This is a genomic window from Pelosinus fermentans JBW45 (genome assembly GCF_000271665.2).
GTDB classification, from domain to species: Bacteria; Bacillota; Negativicutes; order DSM-13327; family DSM-13327; genus Pelosinus; species Pelosinus baikalensis.
The window spans coordinates 1,155,611-1,173,479 of sequence record NZ_CP010978.1; the positions used below are offsets into that span (position 1 = coordinate 1,155,611).

17 protein-coding genes are annotated in these 17,869 nt (G+C 40.5%); 10 read left to right on the forward strand and 7 right to left on the reverse strand.

Features of this window, described 5'->3' with window-relative positions:
- Window positions 1-26 precede the first annotated feature (26 nt).
- The 4 genes from lipB to lpdA are packed head-to-tail and all read left to right on the forward strand — an operon-like array spanning window position 27 to window position 3,335.
- Window positions 27-755 carry a lipoyl(octanoyl) transferase LipB gene (lipB, locus tag JBW_RS04685; RefSeq protein WP_007955523.1) on the forward strand — a complete coding sequence of 243 codons (729 nt, stop codon included), beginning with the start codon at window positions 27-29 and terminating at the stop codon, window positions 753-755.
- A complete protein-coding gene (lipA, locus tag JBW_RS04690; protein ID WP_007955522.1) occupies window positions 709-1,566 on the forward strand; it encodes a lipoyl synthase in 858 nt (285 codons plus the stop codon). The genes lipB and lipA overlap by 47 nt, the downstream gene beginning before the upstream one ends.
- A 26-nt stretch (window positions 1,567-1,592) precedes the next feature.
- Window positions 1,593-1,898: a DUF6506 family protein gene (locus tag JBW_RS04695; protein ID WP_007955521.1), complete on the forward strand. Its 306-nt coding sequence runs from the start codon at window positions 1,593-1,595 to the stop codon at window positions 1,896-1,898.
- A gap of 36 nt (window positions 1,899-1,934) precedes the next feature.
- Window positions 1,935-3,335: a dihydrolipoyl dehydrogenase gene (gene lpdA / locus JBW_RS04700; RefSeq protein ID WP_007955520.1), complete on the forward strand. Its 1,401-nt coding sequence runs from the start codon at window positions 1,935-1,937 to the stop codon at window positions 3,333-3,335.
- Between the two features lie 239 nt (window positions 3,336-3,574).
- On the opposite strand, the gene JBW_RS04705 is transcribed toward lpdA, so the two are convergent.
- On the reverse strand, window positions 3,575-5,263 hold the full coding sequence (locus JBW_RS04705) for a methyl-accepting chemotaxis protein (RefSeq protein WP_007955519.1): 1,689 nt from the start codon (window positions 5,261-5,263) through the stop codon (window positions 3,575-3,577).
- Window positions 5,264-5,557: 294 nt separating this feature from the next.
- Between JBW_RS04705 and JBW_RS04710 the strand changes: the two genes are divergently transcribed.
- Window positions 5,558-5,767: a hypothetical protein gene (locus JBW_RS04710; protein WP_007955518.1), complete on the forward strand. Its 210-nt coding sequence runs from the start codon at window positions 5,558-5,560 to the stop codon at window positions 5,765-5,767.
- Between the two features lie 76 nt (window positions 5,768-5,843).
- Here the strand turns inward: JBW_RS04710 and JBW_RS04715 are convergent, their stop codons facing one another.
- The 3 genes from JBW_RS04715 to JBW_RS25210 form a co-directional block, all read right to left on the reverse strand.
- A complete protein-coding gene (locus JBW_RS04715) occupies window positions 5,844-6,338 on the reverse strand; it encodes a hypothetical protein (protein WP_007955517.1) in 495 nt (164 codons plus the stop codon).
- A gap of 73 nt (window positions 6,339-6,411) precedes the next feature.
- Window positions 6,412-7,959 (reverse strand): sensor histidine kinase, encoded by a 1,548-nt coding sequence (locus JBW_RS04720; RefSeq protein WP_007955516.1) that lies wholly within the window; start codon window positions 7,957-7,959, stop codon window positions 6,412-6,414.
- Window positions 7,956-8,195: a winged helix-turn-helix domain-containing protein gene (locus JBW_RS25210; RefSeq protein WP_235334140.1), complete on the reverse strand. Its 240-nt coding sequence runs from the start codon at window positions 8,193-8,195 to the stop codon at window positions 7,956-7,958. The genes JBW_RS04720 and JBW_RS25210 overlap by 4 nt, the downstream gene beginning before the upstream one ends.
- 469 nt (window positions 8,196-8,664) lie before the next feature.
- Between JBW_RS25210 and ltrA the strand changes: the two genes are divergently transcribed.
- Window positions 8,665-9,909, forward strand: a complete 1,245-nt coding sequence (gene ltrA, locus JBW_RS04725; protein WP_007956688.1) for a group II intron reverse transcriptase/maturase — start codon at window positions 8,665-8,667, stop codon at window positions 9,907-9,909.
- A 68-nt stretch (window positions 9,910-9,977) separates the two neighbouring features.
- Here ltrA and JBW_RS04730 read toward each other — a convergent pair whose 3' ends face one another.
- Entirely contained in the window at window positions 9,978-10,490 is a 513-nt protein-coding gene (locus JBW_RS04730; RefSeq protein ID WP_007960858.1) for a response regulator transcription factor, read from the reverse strand.
- 914 nt (window positions 10,491-11,404) lie between these two features.
- Between JBW_RS04730 and JBW_RS04735 the strand changes: the two genes are divergently transcribed.
- Genes JBW_RS04735 through JBW_RS04750 form a run of 4 tightly spaced genes read left to right on the forward strand, consistent with a single transcriptional unit; the run spans window position 11,405 to window position 15,740 of the window.
- Complete coding sequence (locus JBW_RS04735; RefSeq protein WP_007960855.1) at window positions 11,405-12,667, forward strand: TolC family protein; 1,263 nt, start codon at window positions 11,405-11,407, stop codon at window positions 12,665-12,667.
- An 11-nt stretch (window positions 12,668-12,678) separates the two neighbouring features.
- Window positions 12,679-13,818 carry an efflux RND transporter periplasmic adaptor subunit gene (locus JBW_RS04740; protein ID WP_007960853.1) on the forward strand — a complete coding sequence of 380 codons (1,140 nt, stop codon included), beginning with the start codon at window positions 12,679-12,681 and terminating at the stop codon, window positions 13,816-13,818.
- 22 nt (window positions 13,819-13,840) lie between these two features.
- Window positions 13,841-14,533: an ABC transporter ATP-binding protein gene (locus JBW_RS04745; RefSeq protein ID WP_007960852.1), complete on the forward strand. Its 693-nt coding sequence runs from the start codon at window positions 13,841-13,843 to the stop codon at window positions 14,531-14,533.
- Window positions 14,526-15,740, forward strand: coding sequence for an ABC transporter permease (locus JBW_RS04750; RefSeq protein ID WP_007960850.1), 1,215 nt, complete (start codon window positions 14,526-14,528; stop codon window positions 15,738-15,740). Before JBW_RS04745 ends, JBW_RS04750 begins: the two co-directional genes overlap by 8 nt.
- A gap of 223 nt (window positions 15,741-15,963) precedes the next feature.
- Here JBW_RS04750 and JBW_RS04755 read toward each other — a convergent pair whose 3' ends face one another.
- Both JBW_RS04755 and JBW_RS04760 read right to left on the reverse strand, forming a co-directional pair.
- Window positions 15,964-16,410, reverse strand: a complete 447-nt coding sequence (locus tag JBW_RS04755) for a hypothetical protein (protein WP_007960848.1) — start codon at window positions 16,408-16,410, stop codon at window positions 15,964-15,966.
- Window positions 16,411-16,587: 177 nt separating this feature from the next.
- Window positions 16,588-17,535, reverse strand: coding sequence for a sugar-binding transcriptional regulator (locus tag JBW_RS04760; RefSeq protein WP_007960842.1), 948 nt, complete (start codon window positions 17,533-17,535; stop codon window positions 16,588-16,590).
- Between the last annotated feature and the right edge of the window lie 334 nt (window positions 17,536-17,869).

Below are 17,869 nucleotides of genomic sequence, written 5' to 3' on the forward strand. Positions count from 1 at the left end.
ATGGATCTAGAATAGGAGGATGCAGAATGGGACGCAAGGGATACTGTATAGAACTTGAAGCTTGCAGTTATGATGAAATTCTTCATTTACAGGAGACTCTAAATCAGGCCAGGCAGTTAGGCGCTATCCCCGATACGCTGCTTCTCCTTGAGCATCAGCCTTGTTTTACCATAGGAAGAAAAAAAGGGAGCTCCAACCATCTGTTAGTCAATCAAAAGGTATTAGATGAACAGCATATCAAAGTGTTTGAATCAAACCGGGGCGGGGATATTACCTATCATGGTCCGGGACAACTGATCTGTTATCCTATCATTGGTTTAACAGGAGTGCAGAGGGATGTTCATGCTTACGCCAACAAAATGGAAGAATTATTGATCAGAACACTGGCGTATTTTGGGATTGCAGCGATGCGCAAAAAAGAATATCCGGGAGTATGGGTTGAGGATCAAAAAATTGGGGCAATTGGCATTGCGATCCGAAAATGGGTTACGATGCATGGCGTTTCTTTAAATGTTTGCCCCAATCTAACTCATTTTTCCTTTATTGTGCCTTGCGGTATTACTTCTTTAGGAGTCACCTCTATGTCCCGGATATTGGAGACGGTAGATCCTAGAGCGGTGCGCAATCAATTGCGAAAACAATTTGAAGAATTATTTGAAATACAAACAGAGCTAGTGAGTGTAGAGCGGATAAAGGAGATGGTCCACTATGCTAAGACCAGCATGGTTAGTTGTTCCGGCACCCGATCAGGATGATCTTGCCCAGATGCAGTCTATGCTGAATGCAGGTAATTTACATACGGTATGTGAAAGTGCAAATTGCCCCAACATCGGAGAATGTTTTTCCCAGAAGACTTGTACATTTATGATTTTGGGAAATATATGCACTCGCAATTGCCGATTTTGTGCCGTAGAGCATGGGCAGTTACCTTTGCCTGTGGACAGGGAGGAACCTAAGGCGGTGGCCTTGTCAGCCAAGCAGCTGAACCTTGCCTATGTAGTGGTAACTTCTGTCACTCGAGATGATTTGCCTGATGGTGGTGCAGGACATTTTGCTAAAACCATTCAGGAGATTCGTCAGGCATTGCCGACAGCGAAAGTCGAAGTGCTAATTCCTGATCTTTTGGGACAGTTTGCATCACTAAAGCAGATTATTGATGCGGGGCCAGAGGTGATTAGTCATAATATCGAAACCGTGCCACGCTTATATAAAGATGTGCGGCCTCAGGCGATTTATGAACGGTCTCTCCAATTACTCAAACGGGTTAGTAACAGTGGTAAAAATATTGCCAAAGCTGGTATTATGCTTGGGTTAGGAGAAGGGCATGACGAGGTGCTGCAAACCATGGTTGATATAAAAGCAGTGGGCTGCCAAATCCTGACCATTGGACAGTATCTCCGCCCGTCTGCCCAGCATCACCCTATCATGGAATATATCCATCCCACCGCTTTTAAAATGTGGGAAGAGAAGGCATATGAGATTGGCTTTAGCCAAGTTGTTTCCGGTCCAATGGTGCGGAGTTCCTATCATGCCGGACAATGTTATGCAAAAACCTTTCGTAGTTAATCAAAAAAGAGTAGGAGGTAGATAGTATGGCTCTTCAAGCTGCCTTTATGTTTATAGCCCCAGAGGCTGATCCTATCCACCATCGATCGATTGTGAAAACACCCGAGGTTCACTTAACTGTAGTTGGAGTCAAAGACTATAAAGAAGCTGAAAAAGTTGCCAAAGAGCTAGTAGATCAGGGAATTACATCTCTTGAATTATGTGGCGGTTTTGGCAGTATTGGAACGGCTGCGGTTACCAAGGCTGCCCAGAACAAAGCAAATGTGGGAGCGGTTCGTTTTGATATCCATCCCGGTCTTGGCTTTAAAAGCGGTGATGATTTTTTTAGCTAATTCTAAGTAATAGAAAAAAACAAATGGAGAGAAAACATGAAAAAAAAAGTAATTATTGTTGGAGGCGGTCCCGGGGGATATGTGGCAGCCATTCGCGCGGCACAACTGGGGGCTGAGGTTCATATTGTTGAAAAGGAAAAAATGGGTGGGACATGTTTAAATGTGGGCTGCATTCCCACCAAAGCCCTTCTCCATACTGCCAAGCTGTACCACACTGTGCAGGAAGAAGTAAATAATGGACTGCGTGTCGAGGGGATATCCTTGGATTGGCCAGCCCTTATGTCTCGTAAGGATACGATTGTAAATCGCCTGGTTCAAGGAGTAAAGGGACTCTTAAAAGCCCATGGAGTGAAGACTCATAGTGGGCAAGCAGTATTGAAAGATGCCCACAAAGTTCAGGTGGTAGGGGAGACTACTGTAACTCTTGATGCAGATATTATTGTGCTGGCTTCCGGTTCTGTTCCCAGTAAAATCCCTGTACCAGGTGCAGATAGTGCTGGAGTCATTGACAGTACGGCAGCCTTAAGTTTACCTAAAGTGCCAAAGTCCTTGGTTATTATTGGCGGTGGCGTTATTGGTACAGAGTTTGCGTCATTATATAGCTCTTTTGGTACAAAGGTCACAATTGTCGAGATGCTGCCTGAAATATTACCAATGGTAGATCGCCAAATTGCCAAGAGAGTAAAGGAAAAGTTAACAGAGTGCAACATCGATTTTATGCTGGAAGCAGGATTAAAAGAAATACTGTCAACCTCTAACGGATTAAGTGCCGTAGTGCAAACTGCTGGCAAAAACCATGAAGTGGCAGGAGAATATATCTTGATGGCCACAGGGCGTAAGGCCAATATTCATAATATGGGGCTTGAAGAAGTGGGAATCCAGACGGAGCGGGGGAGAATTGTTGTAAATGAATATTTTGCAACGAATATACCTCATATTTATGCAATCGGTGACTGCAATGCTCAGATGATGCTGGCACATGCAGCATCTGCCCAAGGCGTTGCAGCCGTTGAATATGCGTTAGGTCATAGTCCTTTCTACAATCCTAAAGTCATCCCTTCTTGCATTTATACCATTCCAGAAGCTGCAGGTGTGGGACTTACGGAAGATGAAGCAGCGGCTCAGGGGATATCCTATAAAGTTGGTTTATTTCCTTTAATGGCAAATGGAAAGTCCCTCATTGAAGGATGTGAGTTTGGTCTGATTAAATTAATTGTCACTGAAAAAAGCGGAGAAATTCTAGGCGGACATATTTTTGGACCAAGAGCCACTGATTTGATTGGGGAAATAGCACTGGCAATGAATCTGGAAGCAACGGTGGATGAAGTCATTGCAACAATCCATGCCCATCCTACCATGAGTGAAGGAATCGCTGAAGCAGCGCTCAGCGTGAGCGGCAATGCAATCCATTGGCCCCCAGGAGCAAAGATTCTATAATCAAAAAGCCCACCAAGATGCTATATGTAGGCATCTTGGTGGGCTTTTTGATTATGTTTTACAGAGCATAAAAAACAATGAACCACAAAGGCACAATGCCGCTGACGCGGCACGCAAAGGAGAGCAATAAGCATAAATTAAAACAGAACCCTTTGTGTCCTTTGCGCCTTTGTGGTTCAATTCGTTCCTGTGTTTTGCAAGAATGATCAGCGCTTTTCTAATAATTCAAAAAGATGAGCCTAGAGTTTGAACGTAGCGATTGTTACTTGCAGTTCTTCGGCTAGATGGGCCAGTGCTTCGCTGGAGGAGGCGATCTCTTCCAGCGAAGCCGATTGTTCTTCCGTAGCCGCGGAAACGGTTTGTGTTTGTCCGCTTGTTTCCTTGCTGATGGCTTCAATCTCACGGATTGAGACAACCATTTCTTCACTGCCTGCAGCTACGCGATCAATGGCAGAAGCAATATCTTTCACTTGATTGGAGACTTGACTGGCTAAATTGGAAATTTCGGTAAAAGCTCCACCGGCAGTATTTACTACATCGGTACCCAGTTTCACCTCACGGGTTCCGTCATTCATGGCAGTAACTGCATTGTCTGTTTCATTTTGTATCTCTTGAATGAGTAATGCAATTTGTTTCGTTGCTGCTTGGGATTGTTCTGCCAGTTTGCGAACTTCATCTGCTACAACGGCAAAACCTCTGCCTTGTTCTCCTGCCCGTGCTGCCTCAATAGCTGCATTTAAAGCCAGCAGATTTGTTTGATTGGCAATATTGGAAATGGTATCAACGATTTGACCAATTTCTCGGGAACGTTCACCTAGTTTTGTGACAACTTTAGCAGATTCTGTAACGGTTTGATTAATCGTATTCATTTGTTGGATGGCCGCTTCGATGGAGTTTCCACCATTTTGTGCAGCAGCAGCAGCCCGGTCGCTAATTCCAGTGGCAATGCCGGCATTGCTGGCGATTTCTTGAATCGCTGTTGTTATATTTCCAATTGTTGCTGCCGCAGAATTAATGTTTCGCCCTTGCGCTTCCGTACCCGTAGCTACTTCCATAATCGATATAGCTACTTGCGTAGATGCCTGAGCTGATTGTTCTGCACTTGCCGTTAATTCTTCTGATGAAGCGGCAAGTTGTTCTGCAGAGACGGATACTTGGGATATGACAGTTCGCAAATTCGTACGCATTTTATTAAAGGCATCAGCGAGCTGTCCAATCTCGTCTTCTGATTGGTAGGTTATTGTGTCGGCGGCTAAGTTTCCAGCGGCGATTTGGCTGGCAACTTCAGCAACCGTATGTACGGGGCACGAAATATTACGAGAAATAAAAAATGCAATGATACTAGATACAATAATGACAATGATATTGATAACAATTAAAAAGACTTGAGAAGATCTAGCATCTTTCGCGTATTGTTCTTGCTCTTGGGTGACATAGGTTCTTGTCTCGAGGGTTAATTTTTCTGCAGCAGTCATAGTAGCTTTATAGGGACTTCCTGCATCAGCCATATAATGAGCAACCTCATCGGATTTACCAGCTTGTTTGGCGGCCATCGATAGTTCAGCGATTCTTTCATATTCTTCTTTTGCTTGCTTTATAGAAGTAATGTATTCTGTTCCTGTTCCTGTATTAAGATTTTTTTCTAACCATTTTAAGCGGTCATTTGATTTCGTTTTATAGTCATTGTAAACTGGAATATCATTTGGATCGCCAACAAAGTTGAAGCGACGCATGGTCACGGCCTCATTGGCAATATCAGCAGCTGCGCCTTGGACCATTTCCATTTTTTCGATATTTAGTTTACTAAATATGTGATAATTTGCAGTTATTTCACCTATTTTCCAAATGGTAAAACCACTCATCAGAATAACAAGAGCTAGGACAAGGGAGAACCCTCCACCTATTTTTTTGCCTACAGTCCATTTCATAAAATATCCTCCTTCAATTTAGTGTTAAGAAATTGCTGTATTTTACTATTTCAAAGAATAGTTTGATTTTCTTGAATCAATAAAAAACAAAAACTACCAGGTATCATCATGTCATTTGCAGATGGAACCTAGCAGTCACTTTAGACTTAGCTAATGGATGATTGCTGTTAATAGATTCTTACATGATTATATTGTATATTTTATATAGATAAAATATATTTGTCAATAATTATTAGTAATTAATAAAAAAATTAAAATGCTAAATATAGGATCAATAAGGAGAATGCAGATAATGTGATTATTCAAAATCAAGGAAGTTATGCTCGCTTATCCTTTTTTAAAGGCATCACTTCAAAAGGTTTAGACGTGGGCAATGAAACAAATCCAAAATCAATGGTGCTGTTTGAAATTATACTATACGTGATACATATCTGCCAGAAAAAAAATAGCCGTAGCCAATTTGGTTTAACGTTCTTATATTCTGCAGGTATGAGCTTAAAGTGAGGTAGTCATGAAAAATAGCCTGCACTCTTAGAAAATAAAAGCGCAGGCTATTTGAATATCTTTGATTGTACTCTGGTTAGGGAGTAGGCAGCTTAGGGCAGCATGGACCGCATGGACCGCATGGACCGCCTTCAGGACCTGGTCTATGAGGAGGACGCAGTGTATCGTCTACGGCTTTGGCTTGCTCATCGGATAAGTCTGCAGCGTCCTTTAATTCTTTGATCATGTCTGGACGTTGATTAAACTTTTCCTTGAAGAATGCATCTCTTTCCTCAGGAGTCATGAACCTCGTTTTTTCCATTTCTGTTTTTCGTTGATCATCTTTTTCTTTAAAAAAGCTGATCAGCTTAGCGGCTTGCTCTTGAGTGATGATACTGTCATTTAGCAATTTATCCATAAAAATTTTCATATGTTTTTCTCTGTCTTCAGGATTAGGCATTCGGTGATTCATACTTGGTCCAGGTATGAATTCTTGTTGTCCATCATGAGCAAAGGCGACTGCTCCAACTGATAATGCAAGGCATCCCAGAATCAGTCCGCTAACCAATCTTTTTGTGAAATATTGCTTCATTTGAATCTCTCCTTTATATAAGTGGTTTCCTTGAGATTAGTATGAAGGAAAATTGTTACAATTTAGTTACGGACTAGTATAGATTTCCTATATTTTTTGCTTTGGTAAGATCAAACCAAAATACAACACCATCTTCCACATTATTTACACCATAATGATTGCCATGTAATTCCTGGATTGCGCGGACAATGGATAGGCCTAGACCATAACCGCCGTACTCTCTGGTTCGAGCTTTGTCTACTTTATAAAAGCTCGTCCATATTTTTTCGAGGCTTTCTTCTGGAATGGGGCGTCCTGAATTATACATAAAAACTCTGATTTGATTGTCTGCTTCTTTTACCCAGATTTTAATGATCTTCTTAAATTCGGCATGGTCAATGGCGTTGGTAAAGAGGTTGAGCAATATTTGTTCAATGCGGAGTTCATCCCCGTATACTACACAGGGATCAATGTTGTCCATTTCCAAAATAATTTTTCTTTCCGTCAAAATGGTAGAGTATTTGAGGAGAATGTCCTGCAGGAGTAGGGAAAAATCGAACGCGTTTCTGCTTAATTGAAAGAACCCAGATTCAATTTGGGATAGATTTAGTAGATCTTTTACCAATTTATCCATTTTTTCTGCCTCGTCAATGATGACGGAGCAATAATAGTTTTTACTATCCTCATCCTGAGCCACGTTTTCTCTTAGACCTTCTGCATAACCTAAAATGAGGGAAAGAGGGGTTTTTAGTTCATGGGAGACGCTAGATACAAAGTTTTTACGCATTGTATCTAGTTTTCTTTCCTTTTCCACATCTGCCATGAGTTGCTGATTTTTTTTGTTAAGCTCTGAGATGGCTGTATCCAATTGATAAGATAAGTGGTTAATGCTTTTACCTAGTTCGCCAAGTTCATCGTTGCGGTTGATAGTACATTTCTGAGAAAAATCAAGCTGTGACATGCTTTGTGCAATGCGATTCAGTTCTATGATGGGGAGGGTAAATCGTTTCGCAAAGAAAAAAGCCCAAATAAAGCCTGCTGCAACAGAGAGTATACCCGTAAAAATAATGAATTGGGCTGCGACACTCACGCTTTCAGATATTAATGCCAGGGGCTGTTTTATAATCAAAATGTCATCGTTTGTCATTTTATGGCGGATCACCATAAAATCGATTTTTAAATCTTGGTCATGCTCCATTTCCAAAATGGTGCGGTTATCAATGATTTCTCTGCTTTTGATGATAGGTGGAGGACCGGGAGGAAAGCGGGGAGGTGTGGTCCGAGAAAGGGCAGGATTATCAAGAGAATTGGAGATAAAGGGAGGATGAGGGGAGGATGGGCTAGATGGATCTTGATCCACAAGGGGACCAAAAGAACTATATTTGATCTGTCCTTCTTTGGTGAAAATAATAATGCCTGCTCCTAATGTATTGGAAATCCGCTCCAGCTCCAAAGACATCTCCTTAGGATTGCCTTGATATAAAAGATCGAAGTTGGTACTGCTAATAATAAGAGCTTCTTTTTTTTGTGAAGTATAAAATTTTTCTAAGCCAATACGGGTGAGGCCTAAAAACATAAGTACAAAGAATAACACCAATCCGCTTAAGATAATAAAGAGTTTTGCACGCAGTGAAACAGTCATTTTTCGGCCTCGAATCGATAGCCATATCCTCTGATGGTTTGGACAAGTGCGCTTTTATCTCCTAGCTTGGTTCTCAGCCGATTGATATGAGTATCTACAGTTCGCAGATCACCAAAGTAATCATAACTCCACACCTGATTTAAGATTTGCTGGCGACTGTGCGCCACGAAGGAGTGTCCAAGTAGCGTAGCTACTTGAAGGCAGCCATGCTGTACAGATGATGGTGGTAGGTCCACCGAAATCGCCATACAGGTGGAGGTTTCAAACTACCTTAAGGTGCTGTGGCCAAAATCCATGGTATTGAGCGTTAAGGAAAAGGCAGTGATAAAACTGTCAAGTGCGTATTAAGGAGATGAATGAACAAATGAACCACTTACGAAAATGTCGATAGCGTAGAGATTCCATCAAAACCAGGGGGTAGTCGTTAATCTGGGATAAGTCTAGGGGAAACCTGTTTACTGCCTAGACGGTGGGCGGCATAAAGGTGGCATGAACTTAATACAGGCGTCTGTACGGAACGTGGGAACCCACGGGCTGATGTTAAGGGAGTATATCAAGCGGAAGAACCGCAAGATAAGAGTACCAATGCAGTCATGGGGGCAGATTGGGTTGTAGTAGTGATGAAGTTTCTGTAATGGGAATGGAGCGAAGAACCCGAATTATTCAGTTTCAAGAATAAGTCAACTTTGAAAGGAGGAGGAACTTATGCAAGAAACAAAGCCATACAGTATTTCCAAAAGAGCAGTAATTACTGCTTATGAAAGAGTGAAAGCAAATAAGGGAACCTATGGAGTGGATGAGCAATCTATTGAGGATTTTGAGAGAAAGCTAAATAATAATCTCTATAAGATTTGGAATAGAATGTCGTCAGGAAGTTATTTCCCGAAACCTGTAAAGGCAGTAGCAATTCCAAAGAAGAATGGTGGAACTCGTATTTTAGGAATACCAACCGTAGAGGACAGGATAGCGCAGATGGTAGCGAAGTTATACTTTGAGCCATGCGTGGAACCGATATTTTACGAAGATTCCTATGGATACAGGCCGAATAAATCAGCAATACAGGCAATAGAAGTAACAAGGAGAAGGTGTTGGAGAAAAGACTGGGTTTTAGAGTTTGATATAAAGGGTCTATTTGATAACATCAGACATGATTACTTAATAGAAATGGTAAAACACCAAACAAAAGAAGAATGGATTCTTCTGTATGTACAAAGGTGGTTGACAGCACCGTTTCAAATGGAGGATGGAACGATTGTTCTAAGAACTTCAGGAACGCCACAAGGTGGGGTAATCAGTCCTGTACTTGCCAATCTATTTTTACACTATGTATTTGATGATTATATGACGAAAGAGTTTCCAGCAATACCGTGGGCAAGATATGCGGATGATGGAATTGCACACTGTGTGTCTCTTAAACAAGCGAAATATTTGCAACGCAGACTACAGGAACGATTTGAGTGTTTTGGATTAGAATTAAATTTGGATAAGACAAGAATTGTATATTGTAAAGATGATGACCGAATAGGAAATCATGAATACACCTCTTTTGATTTTCTGGGATATACATTCAGACCAAGACATGCAAAGAATAAATGTGGAAAGTTCTTCACTAACTTTCTGCCAGCAATGGGAGAAAAGGCGAAGAAATCCATAAGAAAAGTAGTTAGAAAGTGGAAGTTGCAGTTGAAACCGGATAAGGACTTATTGGACATAGCAAATATGTTCAATAGCCAAATACAGGGATGGATTAATTACTACACGCATTTTTATAAATCAGAGATATATGAAGTATTAAGATATATTAATGGACGTCTTGTTTACTGGGTTCGCAAGAAATACAAGAATCGAAAATCAAGACAAAGAGCTGAACATTGGCTTGGAGAAATAGCAAAGCGTGATAGAAAACTGTTTGCACACTGGAAATTTGGGATACTGCCAACGGCTGGATAATGGGAGCTGTATGAGCTGAGAGGTTCACGTACAGTTCTGAGAGAGACTTAGGGGGAAGTTCCCTAGGTCTACTTGCTTAATGCCTTACCGCTATTCTCGGTCAAATAGGTAAGGAGTTCATATTCCTTAGGGCTTAAATCCAGAGAGTGATCATTTATAGATACTTGCCTTGCTGTTGTATTAATTTCCAAACCATCATATACGATGGCTTTTTCTCTTTCTATGCGGCGAAATAATGCGTTTACACGAGCTGTTAAAACTTTAGGACTAAAGGGCTTAGTGACGTATTCATCGGCACCAATTTCAAAAGCAAAAAGCTGGTCTACTTCTTCTCCTTTAGCTGTAAGCATAATGACAGGAATATTGCTTTTCTTTCTAAGCTCTCTGCATACGGTCCAGCCATCATGCTCTGGCATCATAACATCTAGAATGATCAGGTCCACCTGTTCTGCTGCCAGGAGCTCCAAGGCGACGCGTCCATTGTCAGCTTCTAGGGTGCTGTAACCTTCACGGACCAGAAAATCAGCAATCAGTTTCCTGATACGCAGTTCATCGTCAACAATTAAGATTGTTTTATTCATGAGTTTTACCTCCTTTTGACTCGACGGCATTCGTAGTTCTATTTTTAGCATAAAGAGTATGACGGAAGATGTCAATGAATAGCTAGATTTGTATAAAATTCTGTAACAAAACTGTAACAAAATTCCTTCATAATTAGAATAAAAGTATTTTATAGAAATAAAAACATTTTATCGTTATAGTAGGGACTAACTCATCTTTGGGATGCGTGAGTTTGGCAACGGGATTGAATATTGTGTTAACTAAGATTACATAAAAATATTTAAAAAAATAAAACTATAAAGTGAGGAGAATGTTGTTATGCATATTTCGACAGGAAATCTGTGGTTTTATTCTTGGAAAAATATCGTAATTATATTGATGACTCTCGTATCCTTGCTAGGGTACTATGTTTTTTACATTTCTCGATATATTGTACAAATTCTACTTTAAAATTAGTGAGATGTATTCCAAAGAAGTAAAATACTCATGCGGCTTGACAACTGCATGAGTATTTTACTTTGATTATCACGCGTGTTGATTAACCAAAAAAAGTAAAGACAAAAGGACACGTTTTTTGTAAATCGTAGTTACTAAACAAACGATCCGAAAAGAGGCGTCCTGTTATAGCAAATCAAATAGTTAGGTTAGATTTTTTGCGTTTACATGTGAATAATTACCAGGTTTATAAAGGGGAATAAATTTATTTTAATATATTACTGTAACAATTAAGTGACATTTATATGTTACTATTACAAAAAAAACAAGGCTCAACACAGAAAAACGATACTTGACCTATAAAATTTTCCGAAACATTGAAGTTATTTTACTAGAAACCGACACTACTATCTGTTACGCATAAAAGCCGAATGCAACATTTTAGTGTTGAGCCAAAAACAATAAAACAATAGAGGGCGCATGATAAGGAGGATTAAAATTGAGTTTATTAAGACAATATGTAAAGCCGGGAAGTGCCGGTATTTTGGGATTATATTTATTGGTCAGGACCACGATGGGGTTTGCCGCACCCCTCACAGTAGAACAAGCAGTAAATATGGCACTGGAAAATCACCTGGATATTAAGATCGCCATTAATAGTGAAAAACAAGCTGAATATACGTTACAGAGCACAAAAGGCAGCCGTGGGATATCGATTGATACTTCTAATACTTTTTATCTGAAGCAGATTCACCATTCGGCAGCTACTAGCTCGAGCGATATTACGCTTTCTTTGCCCCTATACAGTGGTGGAGAAAATGAAGGAAACATAGAGATTGCCAAAACAGATGTGACGATAGCTGGTCTAAGTCTGCTGAAAACTAGGCAGGATGTGAAATTTAAAACCATTTCCGCCTATTATGATGTAGTAGAAGCTGGCAAAACTCAGGCTGTCGATCAGGAAACAGTAGATAATTATTTGCTGCATCTCGATGACGTTAAAGCGCAGTATAGCGCTGGCAATGTTGCAAAATCAGATGTATTGCGGTCAGAAGTAGAACTGACAGACGCCCAGCAGACTTTAATAAAGGCTAAAAATTCCTATGAAGTAGCAGTTAATACTTTCAAAAATCTGATTCGCTGGAAAAGCTCTGAACCCATTGAATTTGTTGAGGATTTTCAATTTACCCCCGTTAATAAGACGATGGATGAGTGTGTAGCTTTTGCTTTGGAGCATCGTCCAGATGTGAAAAAGTACCGCCTTGCTATTGATGAGGCGGAGCAAAATATCAATGTTGCTAAAGCTGGCAAGAAGCCATCGGTTTCGCTTACTGCGGCAACCGGGTGGGGAAGTAGTATTTTGCCTAAGGATGACAATGAGGTTTATGTTGGGGTAACAAGCAGTTGGAATGTATTTGATAGTCAAGTTACCAATAACAAAGTCAAAAAAGCGCGAAGTACTGCAGATACAGCTCGTTTGGAGTTGACAGCACAGGAAGAATCGGTAGAACTTGCTGTAAAAGAATACTATCTGGGAGTAAGAGAAGCTGAAAAGCGGATTGAGACAACACAGTTTGCTGTGCATAAGGCAGAAGAAGATTATTTCATTGCTGAGGCTAAATATCGAGTAGGAGAAGGAGTCATTCTTGATGTTATTGATGCACAATTAGCATTAACGACAGCAAAGAATAACTATATTGCAGCGCAATATGATTATGTTACATACAAGGCAAAATTAGAAAATGCCATGGGAATGGACTAGGAGGCAATGACATGTGGGAAAAAATAAATAAGAAAATAGTAGCAGTAGGTATTGTTGTTTTGCTAGGGATTATCAGTGGAGTCTGGTACTACAATTATGCACAACAAGCTAAAGCGTCTGTTAATCAGGAAACGGTGACGGCAACCAGAGGGAAAATTACCTCCAGTGTATCTGCGACTGGAACAGTAAAGCCCGTCGATGCGGTAGATATTTCGTCGCAGGTTACGGCATTGATTAAGGAAATTAAAGTCAAAGAAAATGATTATGTAAAAGTCGGCCAGATTCTGGCAATCTTAGATGATAAGGCCCTTGAGATCACAATGGATAAGGCCCAATATTCAATGAATAATACGGGGGCAATATATAAGCGGATGCAGTATTTACATTCTATTGGTGCTAAATCGGACGCTGATCTTGAAGAGGCACAGTTAAACTATCAGACTGCTGTAGCTAACTATAATGAGGCTAAGTCAAATGTAGAAAAAACAGTATTGGTATCTCCTATGGAGGGTGTTGTTTTGGGAGAACCAATATCGGTAGGCACTTTGGTAACGGCAGGTGTGAGTGACCAGACGGTTATTATGATGATTGGAGACGTTTCACGAAAGAAGGTAAAGGTAAAGGTAGATGAGACCGATATTGGTAAGATAAAAGTTGGTCAATCAGCGACATTTACCGTAGATGCTTATCAGAATCATACTTTTACAGGCAGCGTTAGTAAAATTGGACAGATCTCAACAAGTACTACGAGTACGTCCTCATCCTCCTCCTCTTCGTCCTCATCGTCATCGTCGTCCTCTTCTAGTACTAGTAGTGTTATATATTACTATGTAACATTACTAGTAGAAGATCCAGATAATTTGTTAAAAACAGAAATGACGGCACGAGTCAATATCAAGGTTGATGAGAAGGATAATGCATTGTTAATTCCGTTGTCCGCTTTAAAAACAAGTACCAGTGGTCAATATGTAATGGTATTGCGGAATAATGGAACGAGCGAGAATGTTCCAGTTACGGTTGGTCTGACAAGTAACGATAAAGTTGAAATTATCAGTGGTTTACAGGATGATGATAAATTAATCATTTCTTATACTAAATCGCAAAGCCAAAGTTCTTCTAAGCAAAAAGATAGTGGCCCACCACCCATGTAGGGGGAGAAGGAGTTGAACGATCATGGGGATTACACTGAAGGAAATTACAAAATGCTATAAAATTGGTGAAGAAACAGTGGCTGCACTTGCTGGGGTTTCACTAGAAATAGAAAATGGAGAGTTTGTTGCCATTATGGGACCATCAGGTTCAGGTAAGTCGACAATGATGAATATCCTTGGCTGCCTTGATCGTCCCACCAGTGGATCTTATTTGTTAGAGGAGCAGGAAGTTGCTACTTTGACTGATGATGAGCTAGCGAAAACCAGAAATAAACGCATTGGCTTCGTGTTTCAAAATTTTAATTTGTTATCACGAGTGTCAGCATGGGAAAATGTGGCATTGCCTTTAGTTTATGCTGGAATAGCAGAAAAGGAACGATTGAATCGAGCGGCTGCGATTCTGGAATCTGTTGGACTAGCTTCTCGTAAACAGCATATGCCCAATGAACTGTCAGGTGGTCAGCGGCAGCGAGTAGCGATTGCCAGAGCACTGATCAATGAACCGAGCATTATTATGGCTGATGAACCGACGGGAAATCTTGACAGTCGCTCCAGTGTTGACATCATGCGGATATTTGGCGATTTAAATGAACAAGGAAAAACCATTATTTTGGTTACTCACGAACCAGACATTGCCCAATCTGCGAAACGCGTCATCACGGTACGTGACGGATTAATCATAAGTGATGAGGTAAAGGAGCAGTATCATGTTTAAAGAAAGCATTGCGATCGCATTGCGGGCTTTAGTGGCAAATAAGCTTCGCTCTATTTTGACTATGCTGGGTATTATTATCGGGGTAGGAGCGGTTATTTCCATGGTATCTATTGGAATGGGCGTTAAGGAAAAGGTGCAGAATTCAATTGCTAGTTTAGGCAGCAATATGCTGATTGTGACTCCAGGAGCAGCCTCTTCCCAGGGGGTGCGCTCCGCTTCTGGCAGCAGTACAACCTTAACATTGGAAGATGCTGAGTATATAAAGAAAACGATACAAGGCATTGATTATGTATCACCTTCTGTTAGTAAGTCATACCAGATTATTGCCGGAAATCAGAACTGGACAACAACTGTATACGGCGTTACGCCCGAATATATGGCCATTAAAAGTTTGACGGTGGGCAGCGGTAGTTTCGTTTCTCAGCCGGACATAAATTCCCGTAATCGGGTGGCGGTTCTTGGGGCCACTGTTGCAGAAAACTTGTTTGGTGAGATGAATCCGACTGGACAAAATGTACGCATTAATAATGCTCCTTATCTGGTTGTCGGTGTTTTGGATAGTAAAGGTCAATCAAGCATGGGGCAAGATCAGGATGACATTGTTCTAGTGCCACTAACAACGGCGCAAGAACGATTAGTGGGTATCACCTACCTCAATTCGATTAGTATCCAAGTTACGAAAATGGAAGGAATGGATCAGGCGCAGGAACAAATCACCAGTTTGCTACGACAACGGCATAAAATCAATGGAACTAAAGAAGATGATTTTACAGTACGCAATTTAACCAGTATCATGGCGATGATGGCAGAAACGACAGGAACTATTACGCTGCTTTTAGGTAGTATTGGGGCCATATCATTATTGGTTGGCGGTATTGGTATCATGAATATCATGATGGTGTCGGTGACGGAGCGAACTAGAGAAATCGGTATTAGAAAGGCATTAGGTGCGACATATCGTGATATCATGTTACAGTTTTTGATTGAATCGGTGGTAATTGGTGTATTAGGCGGTATTTTTGGGATTTTTCTGGGGATTCTGTCCGCATTTGCCATTTCAACTTTTGGAGGTATGAATACTGTAATATCGGCGGTATCGATTCTGGTTCCTTTTGGATTCTCTATTGCGGTTGGTTTGTTTTTTGGCATTTATCCAGCCAGAAAAGCAGCATTGCTAGATCCTATCGAAGCATTACGTTATGAATAAGCTATAAAGAATTTTTTACTGAATAATCCAAAAAAAAATAGAGATATCTGCTCCTTTCTGTGGTGTGAATAAGTTCTCACATCATTCAGCTAAGAATGTAGCAGATATCTCTATTTCAGTGTGCCCGAATGGGCGAAATCTAATGGCATGCTGTGAATCAATTCTGAAAAGCTAGGTGTGGAAAATCTGCACGCCTAGTTCTGTGGGGGTCTGGGCTACTCGATTATCTATGCAAAGTATCCTTCAATGTGCGGTATTCTTTAGCGATACGCACAGGTTTCGTCATAAAGCGAACAGGAATAGAATAAAGGAAGGTTGCCAAGTCTTTATGGATTTCTTGATTTAAACGGGAGGGCTTTGTTATAATACGCGATAATAGCAACTCACCATAGCTCTGGTAAGACGAACTTTTTGATGATTTTTCAAACCTGCTATTTTCATTTGCTAAGGCTGTATTACCAATTGGAGTGGGAGAAGAGGTGATAGTGGTTTTATGGGTCAGATTGCTTGGCAGAGGAGTTGCAGTAATCTGCTTATAAGGACCGATGGTTTTTCCGCACTCTTCACAAGAAATTTGTACAATTAGTTTGTTATTGTATTCAATATCATGAACAGTCTCTTGATTACAGCGCATGCAGACTAAAACCGCTTTAAAAGACTCTTTGCACATAGTAGGACCCTCCTTATTTTCTGGGGAATTTTAGTATAGAATATGTAACGAAAGATCTTTATATAAAATATGGTTTCTAAGGTAGCAAGCATATAGATCTAGTAAACAATGGTTCGATATCGTAAACAATTGTTTACGACTGAGTAATAAAAAAGAAATACCTAATACAAAGATATTCTACGTTCTTTTTAGTATTTCCTGTGCAGTTTCTTCATCCGTGATCAGCACATTGATAAAACGACCGTGGAGAGCTCCTAAAATGGCCTTCACTTTATAGTGTCCGCCACTGCCTACGCCAATACGAAGCGGAATGGACTGCAGCGTATCCAAAGGTGCAGCAATGAGGCGATCCTCCAGGAAAGAATGGATAAGCTTACCATTGATATCAAAAAACTGACCTAAGATGTTGCCTACGGCGCCCAATTCATGGAGGTGTTCCATCTCTGCATTGGTAATGCCATTGCTAACGATTAAAGAGGAATCAAGGCTGACTTCTCCTAAGCCAAAGAGGCTTTTGGTACAACTCTGGGCTTTCGCCAAGACACTGCTGACGCCTGGGTCGCTGAGCAGCGCTTTCTTGATTTTAGCAGAGCTGACAATCGCTGGTGTATTAAGCCATATCCCTGAAGCGCGCAGCTGCGTTGCAATCAGTTTGACAATTTCTTCTGGGTTTATTTTTTCACTGCTGTTTAGTCCACCCATTAGTTGAATCACTGTTAGGTCTAAGTCTTTTTTCAGTTGTAGAGCCTTGCCTACTTCATAAATCGAAGATCCCCAGGCTATGCCTAAAATATCCTGATCCTGCAGTGTTCTTTGCAGGTAATCAGCGCAAGCTTTTCCAACACCTTTTAGATTTTCACTTAATGTGTTGCCAGATGGAATCACAATGACCTCTTCTAGTTCAAAACGAGCTTTTAAAGCATACTCCGTATCAAAGCAGGTCCGAAAATGGTCTGCTATTTTTATTTCTACAATTCCAAGTTCTTTGGCTTTTGCTAAATGACGTGTGATGGTAGGTCGTGAGCAACCTAATTTACTGGCAATATTGTCTTGGGTTAGGCCTTGGACATAGTATAGCCATGCAATTTTGGCTATAAATGTAGTTTCGTTATCGTAAATAGACATTATTCACCTCAAAAAATTGACAAAAAGTGAAATCACTTTTTTCATATAGATAGTACAAGGAAATCGTTACGTTAGGACTATTCGAATAACCAACCGCCTTATAGTGACTAAATTATACTATGTTCCATTTATACTGTAAAGTAGCTGGAAACGATTATAGATGCAGTAAAGAAGTAAGACAGATGGATGTAAATAAAGCTATTTTTATTATTGACAGAATGAAAAAATTGAATTACTATAAAATTAAGAAAAATTACAAAAGTAAGAACACTGAACAGATGTGTTGGAAGATTTTCGTTGCTGCAATTTTTAGGTCAGCAACCCTGGTGAATAA